The sequence below is a fragment of the Salinigranum halophilum genome (genome assembly GCF_007004735.1).
GTDB lineage: Archaea > Halobacteriota > Halobacteria > Halobacteriales > Haloferacaceae > Salinigranum > Salinigranum halophilum.
The window spans coordinates 596,406-610,189 of record NZ_SSNL01000005.1; the positions used below are offsets into that span (position 1 = coordinate 596,406).

Here is a 13,784-nt window from a genome sequence, read left to right on the forward strand (position 1 = left end):
CCCGCATCCGTACCGCCGCGCATGGTCGAGATTAACGCCGTGGGACTCGGTATGGGCGTCCTGCTGACGCTCATCGCCGTCGCGCTGCACTACTCCAGAGGGACGGGGTGGCAGTCGACCCAGGACATCTCCCAGGAGGTGCTCGAACGCCGGGCGGAGACGGTCCCGGAGACGGACTTCCCCGAACCGATGAACCGCTCTATCGGCGGTGGCGCCGCTGCTGCCGTCGCCGCGGGCGCTGGCGCCGAGGGTGCGGAACTCGAAGAGGGCGAGGGGGGCACCGTCGAGGAGAGCGGTCCGGGCGACATCCCCGAGGACGAGGTCGAATACTTCGAGGTCGAGTACATCAAAGAGGGCGAGACCATCGAGGTCGCCAACAACAAGACGATCCTCGAATCCGGCGAGGACAACGGCTGGGACTTACCATATGCATGCCGCCAGGGGTCGTGCGTCTCCTGTGCCGGACAGATCCAGGACGGTCCCTCCGAGGATTACGTCGTCCACGACAACCAGCAGATGCTCGACGAGGGCGAGCTCGAAGACGGCTACACCCTCACCTGCGTGGCGTACCCGCGCGGCTCGTTCTCTATCGAGACGGGCAAAGCGCCCTAGCGTCGACGCGAGCGCACAGCCCTCACGACCGTTCGTTCTTCTCTCTTCCGTCGCGACCGTCCCGCGGACGGTCGCGTCCGAGCCCTCAGCCGCCGAGCCGCTCGATTGCCGCGTCCAGTGCCCGCTCCGTGTACGTCGGCAACACGCCGAGTCGGTACTCGCCCGAGGCCTGGACGTCGGACTGGACATCGCCGGCATCGATGCCGGCGGCCGCCTGCGCCGCCGCGTCGCTCACGGCGTCGGTGTCGAGCGGCGAGCCGTCGAGGGCTGCCTCGACGGCGTCGAGGCGGAACGGGGCGTCGAGGACGCCCGTCGCGGCCACCCGGGCCGACTGAACCCGGTCGTCGTCGACGTGCAGTGAGACGCCAACGCCCACGAGCGCGTAGCCCGAGAGGGGGTTACGGTAGCGGACGTACGCGCTCACCGCGCCGTCTCCGTGGGCCGGAATCGAGAACGACGTCACGAGTTCGCCGTCGGCGAGTGCCGTCTCGAACGCTCCCGCGAAGAAGTCGTCGACGTCGATGGTGCGCTCGCCGTCGGGCCCCTCGACGTGGACCGCACCGCCGAGTGCGAGCAGGGCGGCCGGGGGGTCCGAGCGCGGGTCGGCGTGGGCGATGTTCCCGCCGATGGTGCCGCCGTTTCGCACCTGGAGGTCGCCCAACTCGCCCGCCGCGTCAGCGAGGGCAGCGGCAGTGTCTCGGAGCGACTCGGAGGCTGCCAGGTCCGCGTGGGTCGTCAGCGCGCCGACCGAGACCGTCCCCGCCTGTACGTCGACGCCGGTGAGGCCGTCGACGCGGCCGATATCGACCAGTGCGGACGGCGTGTGCTCGCGTGTCTTCATCAGCGGGAAAAGGCCGTGACCACCGGCGAGGAGCTCAGCCCCCTCGTGGGTACTGAGCAGGTCGATAGCCTCTCGGACGGAGCCCGCGCGGTAGTATTCGAAGTCCGCGGGGTACATCTACGACACCTCCCCCTCGCGCATTGCGGTCCAGAGCTTCTCCGGGGTGAGCGGCATGTCGAGGTGCGTGACCCCGAACGGCGCGAGGGCGTCACAGACCGCGGCGACCGTCGCGGGCGTGGCACCGATCGTCGCGGATTCGCCGACGCCTTTCACCCCGAGCGGGTTGTGTGGACTCGGCGTGACCGTCGCGTCCGTCTCGAAGTCGGGAAGCATCGTCGCGGCGGGGACGGCGTACTCGTCCATCCGTCGGGTGCGGAGACGGCCGTCGTCGTCGTAGGCCCCCTCCTCGTAGAGGGCGACCCCGATACCCTGCGCGACGCCGCCGTGGACCTGACCCTCGACGATCATCGGGTTGATGACCTCGCCGCAGTCGTCGACGGCGACGTACCGCTCGACGGCGACCTCTCCCGTCTCCGCGTCGACTTCGACGACGCAGACGTGCGTCCCGAACGGGAACGTGAAGTTCTCGGGGTCGTAAAACTGGGTCGCCTCGAGACCGGGGTCCATCCCCTCGGGGAGGTCGAATCCGAGGTACGCCTCGTGGGCGACCTCCTGGATGTGGATCGAGCGGTCGGGCGCGCCCGTCACGCTGAACGTCCCGTTCTCGAACTCCAGGTCGTCCTCGCTGGCTTCGAGTTTGTGCGCGGCGAGCGTTCGGGCCTTCTCGCGGACGTCGCGAGCGGCGAGGGCGATGGAGCCGCCGCCGACGGGAGCGCTTCGGCTCCCGTAGGTGCCCATTCCCTGGGGAATCTGGTCCGTGTCGCCCTCGACGACCTCGACACTGTCCAGCGGGACGCCGAGTTCGCGCGCGACGATCTGCGCGTAGGTCGTTCGGTGGCCCTGTCCCTGGTCGGCCGTCCCGGCGAGGACGGTGACCGTCCCGGACATGTCGAACCGGACGATGGAACTCTCCCAGCCACCGGCGACGGCACCGAGCTGACCGGCCGCCTTCGAGGGGGAAAGTCCCGCGCTCTCGACGAAGTTGGCGACCCCGATACCCAGGTAGCGACCCTCGTCTCGCAGTTCCGCCTGCCGCTCGCGGAGGTCGTCGTAGCCGACGAGGTCGAGCGCGTGGTCCATCGCCCGCTCGTAGTCGCCGCTGTCGTAGACGACGGCGACGCACGTCTCGTACGGGAACGCGTCGGCGGGAACGAGGTTCCGCCTGCGGAGGTCGGCGGCGTCCACTCCCAGTTCGGCGGCGGCGACGTCCATCAGTCGTTCGACGACGTAGTTCCCCTCGGCCCGTCCCGCACCCCGGTAGGCGTCGACCGGCGTCGTGTTGGTGAACGCACCGACGACGCGGCAGTGGATGGCGGGGATGGCGTACTGTCCCGAGAGGATGGTCGCGTAGAGGTACGACGGCGTGGCGGTGGCGAACTGCGAGAGGTGAGCCCCGAGGCCGGCGTAGGTCTCGACGCGCATCCCGAGGACCGTTCCCTCGGCGTCGAGGGCCATCTCGGCCGTGGTGGTGTGGTCGCGCCCGTGACAGTCGGTCAGGTAGCCCTCCGACCGCGTGGCCTGCCACCGGACGGGCGAGCCGAGTTGCATCGAACACCACGCCGTGACGGCCTCGTCGGGGTAGTGGTAGATCTTCGAGCCGAACCCGCCACCCACCTCGGGCGCGATGACCTGTATCTTGTTCTCGGGGAGCCCCAGGCTCGTCCCCGCGAGGAGCATCCGGTGGAGGTGGGGGTTCTGACTCGTCATCCAGATGCGGAGGTCCTCCGTGTGAGGGTCGTAGTCCGCGAGCGCCGCGCGGGGTTCCATGGCGTTCGGGATGACCCGCTGCTGGCGGAGGTCGACGGAGACGGTGTGGGAGGCGCTCGCGAACGCCTCGTCGACGAGAGCGTCGTCCCCGAGCGTGAAGTCGAACGCGACGTTGTCTTCGGCCTCGTCGTGGACGGGCGGATAGTCACCGGAGACGGCCGCGACCGGGTCGACGACGGCGTCGAGCGGGTCGTACTCGACCTCGACGAGTGCGGCCGCGTCGTGGGCGGCCTCGCGCGACTCGGCGACGACGGCGGCGATTCCGTCGCCCAGGTGGCGGACCTTGTCGACCGCGAGGATGCGGTACTGAGGCGTGACCAACCCCGGCAGCGACCAGGCCGTCGGGATACTGTTCGGGATGCCGGTCTCCGCGACGTCGTCACCGGTGAAGACCGCGACGACGCCCTCGTGGGCTTCGGCGGCGCTGGTGTCGACGTTCACCAGTCGGGCGTGGGCGTGGTCGCTCCGGCGGATGGCCAGGTGGAGTTCGCCCGCGAGGCGGACGTCGTCGGTGTACTCGCCAGTCCCCGTGAGCAGCGGGATGTCTTCGCGGCGGGCGACCCGAGAGCCGAACACCTCGCTGGCGGCGCGCTCTTCGGCCGTCGACTCGCTCATGCGGAGTCCTCCCGGAGGGTCGCGGCGGCCGACTCCACCGCGTCGACGATGTTGTGATACCCCGTGCAGCGACAGAGGTTGCCCTCGATAGCCTCGCGGATCTCCTCGCGAGAGGGGTCGGGGTTCGAGTCGAGCAGCGCGCGGGCGGTGACGACCATCCCCGGCGTGCAGTAGCCGCACTGCAGGCCGTGTTCGGTCTGGAAAGCCTCTTGAACGGGGTGTAACTCGCCGTTGGCGACGCCCTCAATGGTCTCGACGGCTCGCCCGTCGGCCTGGACGGCGAGGACGTTACAGGACTTCAGCGCGCGGCCGTCGACGAGGACGGTACAGGCCCCACAGCGCGTGGTCTCACAGCCGACGTGGGTGCCCGTGTACCCGAGCTCTTCTCGGAGCGCGTCGACGAGGAGCGTCCGCGAGGCGACGGTGAGGTCGTGGTCGGTGCCGTTGACGGTCAGGGTGATGTCGTGTGTACTCATGGTGTTCGTGGGGGACGATGCCCACCGGATAGGCACCGCACCAGTCATGTGAGACGGTAGTTCGTCTCACACTACTACGTGTGATGTGTGTGTCACGAGATATAGATTCGCGTCAGTGTCGGTTACTCGGGCCCTGCCGGGCGTTCGAGGTGTGGGATGACAATCGTTATACGTGGCTGTGGGTTACAGACGCGTGAGGGCCCGTAGCTCAGTGGACAGAGTGCTTGGTTCCGGACCAAGATGTCGCGGGTTCAAATCCCGTCGGGTCCGTGGCTTCTAATCGCAAGAAGGCGGTGGAATTGGCTCGAAATTTTAATTCGAATTCGTCATGCTGCATGACGAACTCTCCTGCTGAGGGGCGTAAATCCGGTTCGATTTGCCACCTAATACAGAGTTGAGTTTCTCGAATGACGAATTCACAAACAGTTCGTTATATTCCGTAGAGAGTTCAATAAGCTAGTCATCTTCTCGAGTTCAGAACAAAATTTCATTCCCACATCCAGTGTTATGCCTTCGCAAGGGTTCGATTATGTTCAATCACAAGCGGCGGTTCGCTCTCAGGGAAAACAGGAAGGAAAACAGCGTCTTTGAGAATAAATCTCCACGTCAGGCGGCTTTGAAAGTGGCTCGACGACTTGAACCGAGAGAGAACGAGGCGGATGCGGTAATAAATCCAGAGCGAATACGTCTCCGCGAACGTGGAAGCAGCAAGGACAGAACCCTTATTCCGAGTTGAAAAGGTTGGCTCAACAGGTTTGAAACCGCTTCGAAGTTTCGGGAGGCTGTACAACTGAATCTATGGATGTCACTGATATACGGTGTCTCTGGTATCGATCTCCAGCACCCGGAGTTCGTCTCGTTCCTTGTCCCAGTCGATGATCGCGCGGCGTTTTCCGATCCGGAGCGAGTACTCGTCTCGACCTTTCAGCGGCTTCAGGTGGCGATCGGGATTCGCCCCTGCGTCCTTCAGTTTCGACCGAATCCGGTCTTCGATGTCGTTCGGGAGCGATTGGAGCTTCTTCTCGACGTCGGGATGCAACAGAACCGTCGCCATCGCGGACTACAGTTCTGCCCACTCGTCAGACTCTTTCCGGGCGTCAACTCGATCAGCGGTTTCAGCATCGAGTTCCGGTGCCACTTCTGCCCACCACCCGACCGCTCTCGCACCGAGTTTCTTCCTGCTCACTAACCCTTTGTCAGCCATCTGTTCGAGCCGACTACGAATACCCTCGGAAGTGATCTGTTTTCCGAACCTTCGCACTCCCTCGGCGACTTCGGGAGCGGTGAGAACTGGGTCGTCCTCGTAGTCGAAGACTTTGAGGATTTCTTGCTCGGTAACGGTCTGCTCAAACCGTCCCGATTCGTCTCGTCCTTGGCTCATGTATCGTATTCAAGCGGCGATCGATATAACCGTTTGGTTCGTACAAACCGGTGAGAATGAGAGCTGCTTCCGACTGAGGTACTTCGTTGAGACTGGGTAAGAGACGTATCCGGAGCGTTCGGTGCGTTCAGATCTGATTGAGATACCTCCGTCGTTGTTCCATCTTCTCGCGTTCTGTTCGGCGGTCGTAGTGTTCAACCAGAACCGCGGTAGAGATGTTCGCCCTCGCACTGACGACCGGTTCAGGTACGTCCGAGTTTAACCAGTGCGTGATTGCACCGCGACGAACGGCGTGCGGTGACACCGACGACGGACACGCGACTGCTTGGCTCCGATCGATTGCAGGCTGACAGTCTGAGGTCGATCGGTTGTGCGGGCACTCGCCAGTGAACTCACAGGGCCGGGTCATCGAGTAGACGTAGCTCTGAATGGTGGTGAGATGCGCCCGGCCTTGGGCAGTGGAAACGAGGGGGTGGCGACCGAACTCGTCAACTGAATCTGGTCGGCGGTCTGCAATCCAAGCATCTAGCACCGAACAGGTCTCCGCCGAAAGCGCGATGAACCGCTCTCCATTGAATTTGTTCTTGATTGGAGTCTCTGTCTCCGGACGGTGCCGCACATCTAGTGACATCTCCTGTGGGTCGTAATCATCCACGTCCAGCGCATGAATTGCACCTCTTCTGAGCAAGGCGTGCCAAATCAAGAGAAAAGTAACGTGCCGTTCGGACGCGTACTCGTACGTAGAGAGATAGTCAAGAATACCATCGGCGACTTCCGAGTCCAACATCACGTCCCGAGAATTCTCCCCGTCCGCCAGACTAGGAGAGACGACCTTCGACCAGAGGTCTGTGGGAACTGCGTCGATTGTTCCGCACCACCGAATGAACACCCGGAGGGTATCCATCTGAGACTTTTCGGATGGTGGCGCAAGATCGCCGTCTGCACGCCGCCAGAGTCGGTACCGGTGCAGTGTGCGTCTAGTGAGTTCGTTCAGATTGTCGATGTGCTGTTCGCCACACCACCGAATGAAATGCCCAAGTCGAGATGAGTGCGCGTATTGGGTTGCCCTCGCTAGCTCACTTCGACGGTCTTCGAGGTACAGTTCGACGGCTTCGTCGGGTCGGAGTGGTTTGAGTGCCATGGCTCTGAGTCGATGCAAATCGGAGTCAACCACGACCTAACTCTGGATTCGTAATCGCCGGACAGCGCGGCGATTAATTCAGCTTCGTCATACGGTATGACGGATTCCCGCCGGGTCCGTGGTTGGTCTAATCGCCCGACAGCGTCGGGGGTATACCCCTTAGATCACGAACTCATTGAGAGTCCGTCTCGTTTCGTACCGGACTCAATACGCCCACGCGATCCTGTCGTGAGAGACGTGGTCAAGGTAGGTAGTAATGCACTCAGATTCGAACACCGTCAGTCACCGTGATACGGCGACCATGTTCCACACCGAGGATTCGATGCAGTGTTACGGTGCTGCCGCCGCACCGTCACCGGAGCCGCGAGCGAGCGGTATCACGATCAGTTCGTCGTACGGGAACACCGGTTTCTTCGCCCGCCCCGCTTCCTCGAAGCGAATCACCCCGAGCGCCTCCAGCGTCGTCAGTTCTTGATGGACGTTCTTCTTGTCTCGGCCGACCAGCCGCGCAGTTTCGCGGATGCTCTCCGGAGCCTCGTCTCTGATCACACGCAGGAGCGTGTAGGTGCGCTCGTTGAACACCTCGGTCAGTTGGGATTCGTTCGGGAATCGAACGGTTGCTGGCTGGTCGATGCTCTCGTCAGCCGTGAGCTGTTGAATCGCTTCTAGACCCTCCTCGTAGGGATTCGTCTCGCTATCGACCGTGACCAGCAGTACGTTCGTGTTGTCAGTCATGGATATCACCAGTGTCGTCGGATGGGCCGAACCGTGGTTTCGGGATCTCGTTCCAGAACCGCTCGTAAAGTTCCTCCACTCCGAGGAACTCGATAAATTCCGGTTCCGGGTCGGGAGCGGCGTGGAGTTCGTGGCCTTTCGTGTCCTCGTGGGCGTTGTCGTAGCGGCGGATCGTCCCGTCTTCGAGCGTATCTGGACCGGGAACCAGTGCGCCGTAGTGAAACGTGTACCGCCATCCCGATGGGTACGCCTCGTCCTCGGTCCGACGAACGGACACGCGGACCACAGTGCCGTCCTCGTACACCGTGGCATTACTGTACCCATCGAGTTCGTCAGCCGTTGGTTCCATCCGTCACGTGTTGGTTTTGTAGCCAACGGTTTGGCATTGTTGGGTAAAGAACCAACGAAAGAGGCAGGAAGCCAGTTGTCGAAAAACAAGAGTGCGGAAGGGTGTACTCAATACTGTCTCGAGTCGTACCAAATCCCCCGTCAGGTTCGTTTTGTGAAGGGTCACGTTGAACCGATGTCGACTCGAACCGTCCCGAGTCCCCGTCCGGTCCGCTGGGCGGAGTACGCCCCGAACAGGACGTGTCTCGCGTCGGATGAGAACCCGCTAGCGAGGCGGTTCTCACGGACGGAGAAACGAACGAACGGCTTTGCCCTCAGACGGCGTACCATCTTCTAGGGGGAGCACCCATGTCACAGACAGCAACAGGACGAGAGAACCGACCGAAAGCGGCCACTCTGGAGGCGATTCCGCCGATCGAGCGGACACTCGAGAACGGGACGCTTCGTCTCACCCGGCGGTTCCGCGGACTCACCATCGAGCAGGCGATGCGGTATCTGGAGCACCTGGGAGGGGCTCGACAGCGCACCCGGACGGTCAGCGGCGACGGCTGGGAGGCGCACCTCTCACAGAGAAAAGTCCCCGTCGGGCCGTCGTACCGCCTGACCGAGGTGACGGTAACGTGGGTCGGCGACCCGGACGTCGTCGACCCGCTCGTCGCCCAGTTCCGCCGGAAGGCGTTCCGGGCACCGGGCTGAGTGAGGTCGAGCCGTCGCGGGCGGAGTGAGGCCGTTCACGCGTCCGCGACGGCCCGAACGCGTCGTCTCCGAGTAGAACCAACATTGATTAGTGCAACCGGTGAAGCGGGCAGTGTGACATGAGCGGAGCCGACACGGGGTGTGCCAGTCGTGGTCGTTGACTCGTTCACGCAGTGGTTCGGCTCCGACCCGGTCGTACACGGACTGGTCGGCGGGTTGGTCATCGCGCTGCTCAACCTGCTGGGGGCGTCGCTCGTCTTCGTGTGGCGAAACCCCTCGGACCGAGCGATGGACGGCGCACTCGGGTTCGCCGCCGGCGTGATGCTCGCGGCGAGTTTCACCAGCCTCATCATCCCCGGAATCGAGACGTACTCGAACGGGAACCCGCTCCCTGTGCTGTTCGGCATCGCGCTCGGCGCCGCCTTCTTGGACCGCTCGGACGTCCTCGTTCCGCACGCGCACTACCTCCTGTCCGGACGGCGTCGAACGGACGCCGCGAACCCGGGAGAGAACCTGCCGGTGGAGGACGAACGACTCGCCGGCGTCGTGTTGTTCATCCTGGCGATCACCCTCCACAACATGCCCGAGGGCCTCGCCGTCGGCGTCGGCTTCGGAAGCGGCGACCTCGCCACGGCGATCCCGTTGATGCTCGCCATCGGCATCCAGAACATCCCGGAGGGGCTCGCGGTGTCGGTGGCGGCAATCAACGCCGGGCTGGACAAGCGCTTCTACGCGGTCTTCGCCGGGATTCGGTCGGGCGTCGTCGAGATTCCCCTTGCAGTGCTGGGCGCGTACGCGGTACAGACCGTATCGGCGCTGCTGCCCTACGCGATGGGGTTCGCGGCGGGGGCGATGCTGTTCGTCATCATGGACGAGATCGTGCCGGAGACGCACCTCAAGGGCCACGAGCGCGTCGCGACCCTGGGAACGATACTGGGCGCGATCGTGATGCTCTACCTCGACATCTCGCTCGGATAGCGGGGCAGCGACACGGGTCAGAAGACGTCGGGGCGGGAGGCGACGCTCCGGAGGAATCGAACGGCTAGCATCAGCCCGATGCCGGTCAGGAAGACGGCGAAGTAGACGACGGACCGCCGGAGGTCAGTCTCTTGTTTTATTTCGGGGATGAGGTCCGAACTGGCGATGTAGACGAAGTTTCCCGCAGCGAACGGCAACAGGACGGTCGGCACACCCGTGAGGGCCCCGCCGAGGAACGCGCCCACGACGCCGCCCAGGACGACCGTCGACTGGGTCAGATAGTTCAACACGAGCGCCTGGCGTCTGTCGAACCCGCCGTAGACGAGGACGCCGAAGTCGCCGATCTCCTGTGGAATCTCGTGGAGCGCGATGGCGGCGGCGGTCACCAGGCCGAGCGGGACGGACGACAAGAACGCCGCAGCGACGACGAGGCCGTCGATGAAGTTGTGCAGCGTATCGGAGAGTAACACCAGGTACGACACCGGTTCGTGCTCGTGCGTCACGGCGTGGTGATGGTGCCAGTGGATGAACTGCTCAAGGGCGAAGAACAGACAGAAGCCACCGATAAACCAGAGGAACAGGGAGAACGTGTCCTGGCTCCCCGCGTCGGCGATTGCCTGGGGGAGCAGATGCAAGAACGCCCCACCGATGAGGCCGCCCGCGGCCAGCGCGACGAGCACCAGTAGCAGGCGGTCGACCAGTTCGTCCCGGAGGAAGAGCGTAAAAACGCCGATCCACGCGATGAGGCTGATTCCGACGGTCGTCGCGACGGTCCAACTGAACGGTCCCATGTGGCACAGCTCCGTTGAACCCATCGGATGATTTATGTTACGCGACCACGGGCCAGCCGGCGCGGTGAAACAATCAACTGAGAAACACTTGTTACGGAGCCGGTCGTCAAGAGACGCGATGGACGAACCCTCGACGGTCGAGAAGGGGGGCGCTGGGTTCGAGGGGGTCAAGCTCCTGCTCTGTGAGAATCCGCTTCCGCCGATCGACGAAGCCATCGACGCCGCACGGGAGGAACTGCCGCGGAGCAACCACTACACCGAGCCTTACTCGGAGCCACTGCGAGCGGTGTTGAGCGACCGGCTCGGGGTGCCGAGCGAGAATCTCCACATCAACGCCGGCTCGGAGTTGATCTTGCGACAGCTGTTCGAGCGGTTCGGACAGCAGGTACACCTGTTGACGCCGACGTACCCGCTGTTCCCGGAAATCGCCGAGCGGTACACGGAGACACGGCTCCGTCCCGAAGTCGACTTTCGGTTCGATCTCCGAGAGTTAACACTCCCCGCGGGAACGACGCTGGCCGTCATCGTCAACCCGAACAACCCGAACGGGGGAACCTTCGACGTCAGCGTCGTCCCCTCGTTGCTCGAGGCCAACCCGGAGACGACGTTCCTGGTCGACGAGGCGTTCGGTGACTTCGCCGACGAGACACTCGCTCACCGGGTGCCCGAGTACGACAACCTCATCGTGACCCGAACGTTGTCGAAAGCCCACAGCTTGGCGGGCTTTCGCGTCGGCTACGCGGTCGCCCCGGAGGCGCTCACAGCGGACCTGAACGCGGCCAACGACGCCTATCCGCTCGCGCGACCGAGTCAAGCGGCGGCAGTCGCGACGCTCGAACACGAGTCGAAAATCCGAGACCGGATGGAACGCCTCCGCTCGTGGACGGCGGCACTGGCCGACGACCTCCGCTCGCTGGGCGTCACCACGTACCCGACCGAGACGTACTTCTTCCTCGCCGATTTTAGCCCACACGACGCGAGCGACGTCGCCGAGCAGTTGCGCGAGCGGGGGGTCTTCGTCAAACCGCTCGGCGACAAGCGACTCGGTCCCGGCTACATGCGCGTGACGACGGCCCGCCCCGAGGAGAACGAACGAGTCGTCACGGCGCTCGCAGACCTCCTGTGACCGCCGGGGTCGCGTGGTCCTCACTCGTCGAGCGCGCGGCGCGGGGCGACGTGCAGCCCCGACCCTCGGTCGTGGTCCACGTCGGCGTCGACACGGAAGACGTCGGCCAGGAGTTCCTCGGTCACCACCTCTCTCGGGGGACCCCAGTCGTAGGGCTCGCCGTCTCGCATCGCGATGAGGTTGTCCGCGAAGCGTGCCGCCTGGCCGATGTCGTGGAGGACGATACCGACGGTGACGCCCGCCTCGCGGTTGAGCGTCCGGACGACCTCCATCACGCGAAGCTGGTGGTGGAGGTCGAGGTAGGTCGTCGGCTCGTCCAGGAGGAGGACGTCGGTGTCCTGTGCGAGCACCATCGCGATCCACGCCAGTTGCTTCTGCCCGCCGCTGAGGGCCCCGACGTCGCTGTCGCGCAGGTGTTCGACGCCCGCCAGTTCGATGGCGCGGTCGACGGCCGCGCGGTCCGCCTCGCCGACCGACTCGAAGAACCCCCGGTGGGGGTACCGACCGTGGAGGACGAGGTCCTCGACGGTGAGCGACCCGGGAGACTCGTTCTCCTGGGACAGGAGGCCGAGCCGTCTGGCGAGCGCCTTCGCGTCGAGTGACTGTATCTCCTGGCCGTCGAGGAGCACCCGCCCCCGTTCGGGCGTGAGCTGTCTCGCCATCGCCTTCAGAAGCGTGCTCTTGCCGCTCCCGTTCGGGCCGACGAGTGCCGTCACCTCGCCGACGGGGAGGACGACGCGTTCGCACTCGACGACCGGTTCGTCCGTCGTCGGGTAGCCGAGTTCGAGCGATTCGCCGACGAGCGCGGCAGCCCGGTCTCGCTCTTCGGGCGGGCGACCCGTCCCGTCGGTCCCGACCGCGACGTCACCGTTTCGACTGCCACCCCGTTCGGCGTGTCCGGCGGGGTCTTCGCCGGCAGGGCGTTCGCCCATCAGATATCACCCAGCGTGTCCCGCTTGCGCATCAGATAGAGGAAGTACGGACCACCGATGATGCCGGTAACGACCCCCACCGGAATCTGGGCGGGGTTCAACGCGAGGCGCGCGCCGACGTCGGCGGCGACCATCAACGCCGGCCCGGCGAAGAGACAGCCGACGACGAGCCGTCGGTAGTCGCTCCCGACCAAGAGCCGGACGAGGTGGGGAACGACCAGTCCGAAGAACGCGATGATGCCGGCGACGGCGACGGCCGTGCTCGCCGCCACGATTGCGACGGCGGACAGCAGGAACCGGACGCGCTCGACGCGCATGCCGAGCGAGCGAGCGGTCTGTGAGCCGAGCAGGAGGACGTTGAGCTGTCGAGCGCCGGCCACGGTGAGGCAGACGACGACGACCGTCGGGAGGAGTGCCAGCCGGACCTGGTCCCACCCGGTCCCCGTGAGCGACCCGGTGATCCACGCCAGCGCGGACTGGACGACGCCGAGGTCGTCCGCGAAGAAGAACAGCCCCCGCTGTAGCGACTGGAACACCATATTGACGATGACGCCCGCGAGCACCAGTCTGACCGGGCTCGTCCCGCCGTTCCACGCGATGCCGTACACCAGGAGGAACGCGACGGTCCCGCCGAGCGCGGCGAGCAGCGGGAGGACCGACGTGAGACCCGTGAAGACGACGAGCGTCAACAGAATCGTCAGTCCCGCGCCGCTGGACACGCCCAGCACGAAGGGGCTCGCGAGTTCGTTCCGGGTGACGGCCTGGAAGATTGCTCCCGACACGGCGAGGTTCGCCCCGACGAGGACGGCCACGAACACCCGCGGGAGGCGGATGTTCCAGACGACGAGGCTCCGCCGGTCCATCTCGGGGAGTTCGCTCCCGAGCAGGAACGACTCCCAGGCCCGACGGTCGAAGAGGACCTGCGGGTCGACGACGGCCTGCCACGCCTCTACGACCGTCATCGAGAACGTCCCGAAGCTCACCTGCACGAGTCCGCCGACGACGACGACGGCGAGGCTGCCGACACAGAGCGTGAGGAGCGAGCCGTCGAGCCACCCGAACCATCCGTCGCGGGCGGACCGGGTCCCCGCCCCCGTCGCCGTGGTGGGTTCGCTCGTCATGGTCAGCGGTTCGCCCCGGCCTGCTGACCCACACGTTCGTGCGTCGTGCTGTCCGACGCGCCGCCTCCGGACGCGGCTCCACCCGCTCGCCAACCGTCGGGTCC

The 13,784-nt window shown here is 64.9% G+C and carries 16 protein-coding genes and 1 tRNA gene; 6 read left to right on the forward strand and 11 right to left on the reverse strand.

What is annotated here, in order from left to right:
* Positions 1–21: 21 nt before the first annotated feature.
* A complete protein-coding gene (locus E6N53_RS15090; RefSeq protein WP_142860377.1) occupies positions 22–612 on the forward strand; it encodes a 2Fe-2S iron-sulfur cluster-binding protein in 591 nt (196 codons plus the stop codon).
* Positions 613–697: 85 nt separating this feature from the next.
* Here the strand turns inward: E6N53_RS15090 and E6N53_RS15095 are convergent, their stop codons facing one another.
* Genes E6N53_RS15095 through E6N53_RS15105 form a run of 3 tightly spaced genes read right to left on the reverse strand, consistent with a single transcriptional unit; the run spans position 698 to position 4,431 of the window.
* Positions 698–1,570, reverse strand: a complete 873-nt coding sequence (locus E6N53_RS15095) for an FAD binding domain-containing protein (protein WP_142860378.1) — start codon at positions 1,568–1,570, stop codon at positions 698–700.
* On the reverse strand, positions 1,571–3,955 hold the full coding sequence (locus tag E6N53_RS15100; RefSeq protein WP_142860379.1) for a xanthine dehydrogenase family protein molybdopterin-binding subunit: 2,385 nt from the start codon (positions 3,953–3,955) through the stop codon (positions 1,571–1,573). It abuts the gene before it with no gap.
* Positions 3,952–4,431, reverse strand: a complete 480-nt coding sequence (locus E6N53_RS15105) for a (2Fe-2S)-binding protein (protein ID WP_142860380.1) — start codon at positions 4,429–4,431, stop codon at positions 3,952–3,954. The genes E6N53_RS15100 and E6N53_RS15105 overlap by 4 nt, the downstream gene beginning before the upstream one ends.
* Before the next feature lie 197 nt (positions 4,432–4,628).
* Here E6N53_RS15105 and E6N53_RS15110 point away from each other — a divergent pair.
* Both E6N53_RS15110 and E6N53_RS21645 read left to right on the forward strand, forming a co-directional pair.
* Positions 4,629–4,701: transfer RNA gene (locus E6N53_RS15110), tRNA-Arg, on the forward strand.
* 259 nt (positions 4,702–4,960) lie between these two features.
* Entirely contained in the window at positions 4,961–5,167 is a 207-nt protein-coding gene (locus E6N53_RS21645) for a non-histone chromosomal MC1 family protein (RefSeq protein ID WP_142860381.1), read from the forward strand.
* A 69-nt stretch (positions 5,168–5,236) separates the two neighbouring features.
* On the opposite strand, the gene E6N53_RS15120 is transcribed toward E6N53_RS21645, so the two are convergent.
* The 5 genes from E6N53_RS15120 to E6N53_RS15140 all read right to left on the reverse strand — a co-directional run bounded on the left by E6N53_RS15120 (position 5,237) and on the right by E6N53_RS15140 (position 8,037).
* Positions 5,237–5,485, reverse strand: a complete 249-nt coding sequence (locus tag E6N53_RS15120; RefSeq protein WP_142860382.1) for a type II toxin-antitoxin system RelE family toxin — start codon at positions 5,483–5,485, stop codon at positions 5,237–5,239.
* Positions 5,486–5,491: 6 nt separating this feature from the next.
* Positions 5,492–5,812: a winged-helix domain-containing protein gene (locus E6N53_RS15125; protein ID WP_142860383.1), complete on the reverse strand. Its 321-nt coding sequence runs from the start codon at positions 5,810–5,812 to the stop codon at positions 5,492–5,494.
* Positions 5,813–5,939: 127 nt separating this feature from the next.
* On the reverse strand, positions 5,940–6,716 hold the full coding sequence (locus tag E6N53_RS15130; RefSeq protein ID WP_321167804.1) for a tyrosine-type recombinase/integrase: 777 nt from the start codon (positions 6,714–6,716) through the stop codon (positions 5,940–5,942).
* A 567-nt stretch (positions 6,717–7,283) separates the two neighbouring features.
* Positions 7,284–7,688 carry an HVO_A0114 family putative DNA-binding protein gene (locus E6N53_RS15135; RefSeq protein WP_142860385.1) on the reverse strand — a complete coding sequence of 135 codons (405 nt, stop codon included), beginning with the start codon at positions 7,686–7,688 and terminating at the stop codon, positions 7,284–7,286.
* On the reverse strand, positions 7,681–8,037 hold the full coding sequence (locus E6N53_RS15140) for a toxin-antitoxin system TumE family protein (RefSeq protein WP_142860386.1): 357 nt from the start codon (positions 8,035–8,037) through the stop codon (positions 7,681–7,683). The genes E6N53_RS15135 and E6N53_RS15140 overlap by 8 nt, the downstream gene beginning before the upstream one ends.
* A gap of 347 nt (positions 8,038–8,384) precedes the next feature.
* On the opposite strand from E6N53_RS15140, the gene E6N53_RS15145 reads away from it, so the two are divergent.
* Together E6N53_RS15145 and E6N53_RS15150 are read left to right on the forward strand one after the other, a co-directional pair.
* A complete protein-coding gene (locus E6N53_RS15145) occupies positions 8,385–8,732 on the forward strand; it encodes a MoaD-like domain-containing protein (RefSeq protein WP_236639859.1) in 348 nt (115 codons plus the stop codon).
* A 150-nt stretch (positions 8,733–8,882) separates the two neighbouring features.
* Positions 8,883–9,710 (forward strand): ZIP family metal transporter, encoded by an 828-nt coding sequence (locus E6N53_RS15150; protein WP_142860387.1) that lies wholly within the window; start codon positions 8,883–8,885, stop codon positions 9,708–9,710.
* A 17-nt stretch (positions 9,711–9,727) separates the two neighbouring features.
* On the opposite strand, the gene E6N53_RS15155 is transcribed toward E6N53_RS15150, so the two are convergent.
* Positions 9,728–10,501 (reverse strand): ZIP family metal transporter, encoded by a 774-nt coding sequence (locus tag E6N53_RS15155; protein ID WP_142860388.1) that lies wholly within the window; start codon positions 10,499–10,501, stop codon positions 9,728–9,730.
* Positions 10,502–10,619: 118 nt separating this feature from the next.
* Here E6N53_RS15155 and E6N53_RS15160 point away from each other — a divergent pair, with 118 nt between their 5' ends.
* Positions 10,620–11,627 carry a pyridoxal phosphate-dependent aminotransferase gene (locus tag E6N53_RS15160; protein ID WP_142860389.1) on the forward strand — a complete coding sequence of 336 codons (1,008 nt, stop codon included), beginning with the start codon at positions 10,620–10,622 and terminating at the stop codon, positions 11,625–11,627.
* Between the two features lie 20 nt (positions 11,628–11,647).
* Here E6N53_RS15160 and E6N53_RS15165 read toward each other — a convergent pair whose 3' ends face one another.
* Positions 11,648–12,559: an ABC transporter ATP-binding protein gene (locus E6N53_RS15165; RefSeq protein ID WP_142860390.1), complete on the reverse strand. Its 912-nt coding sequence runs from the start codon at positions 12,557–12,559 to the stop codon at positions 11,648–11,650.
* Positions 12,559–13,680, reverse strand: coding sequence for a FecCD family ABC transporter permease (locus E6N53_RS15170; protein WP_136592492.1), 1,122 nt, complete (start codon positions 13,678–13,680; stop codon positions 12,559–12,561). The genes E6N53_RS15165 and E6N53_RS15170 overlap by 1 nt, the downstream gene beginning before the upstream one ends.
* Positions 13,681–13,784 lie beyond the last annotated feature (104 nt).

Excerpts from the sequence above, each read along its gene's own strand:
- E6N53_RS15135 (WP_142860385.1), bottom strand. The coding sequence starts at position 7,688 with ATGACTGACAACACGAACGTACTGCTGGTCACGGTCGATAGCGAGACG.
- E6N53_RS21645 (WP_142860381.1), top strand. The coding sequence starts at position 4,961 with ATGTTCAATCACAAGCGGCGGTTCGCTCTCAGGGAAAACAGGAAGGAA.
- E6N53_RS15105 (WP_142860380.1), bottom strand. The coding sequence starts at position 4,431 with ATGAGTACACACGACATCACCCTGACCGTCAACGGCACCGACCACGAC.
- E6N53_RS15145 (WP_236639859.1), top strand. The coding sequence starts at position 8,385 with ATGTCACAGACAGCAACAGGACGAGAGAACCGACCGAAAGCGGCCACT.
- E6N53_RS15170 (WP_136592492.1), bottom strand. The coding sequence starts at position 13,680 with ATGACGAGCGAACCCACCACGGCGACGGGGGCGGGGACCCGGTCCGCC.
- E6N53_RS15130 (WP_321167804.1), bottom strand. The coding sequence starts at position 6,716 with ATGGATACCCTCCGGGTGTTCATTCGGTGGTGCGGAACAATCGACGCA.
- E6N53_RS15120 (WP_142860382.1), bottom strand. The coding sequence starts at position 5,485 with ATGGCGACGGTTCTGTTGCATCCCGACGTCGAGAAGAAGCTCCAATCG.
- E6N53_RS15090 (WP_142860377.1), top strand. The coding sequence starts at position 22 with ATGGTCGAGATTAACGCCGTGGGACTCGGTATGGGCGTCCTGCTGACG.
- E6N53_RS15095 (WP_142860378.1), bottom strand. The coding sequence starts at position 1,570 with ATGTACCCCGCGGACTTCGAATACTACCGCGCGGGCTCCGTCCGAGAG.
- E6N53_RS15100 (WP_142860379.1), bottom strand. The coding sequence starts at position 3,955 with ATGAGCGAGTCGACGGCCGAAGAGCGCGCCGCCAGCGAGGTGTTCGGC.
- E6N53_RS15160 (WP_142860389.1), top strand. The coding sequence starts at position 10,620 with ATGGACGAACCCTCGACGGTCGAGAAGGGGGGCGCTGGGTTCGAGGGG.
- E6N53_RS15165 (WP_142860390.1), bottom strand. The coding sequence starts at position 12,559 with ATGGGCGAACGCCCTGCCGGCGAAGACCCCGCCGGACACGCCGAACGG.
- E6N53_RS15140 (WP_142860386.1), bottom strand. The coding sequence starts at position 8,037 with ATGGAACCAACGGCTGACGAACTCGATGGGTACAGTAATGCCACGGTG.
- E6N53_RS15125 (WP_142860383.1), bottom strand. The coding sequence starts at position 5,812 with ATGAGCCAAGGACGAGACGAATCGGGACGGTTTGAGCAGACCGTTACC.
- E6N53_RS15155 (WP_142860388.1), bottom strand. The coding sequence starts at position 10,501 with ATGGGACCGTTCAGTTGGACCGTCGCGACGACCGTCGGAATCAGCCTC.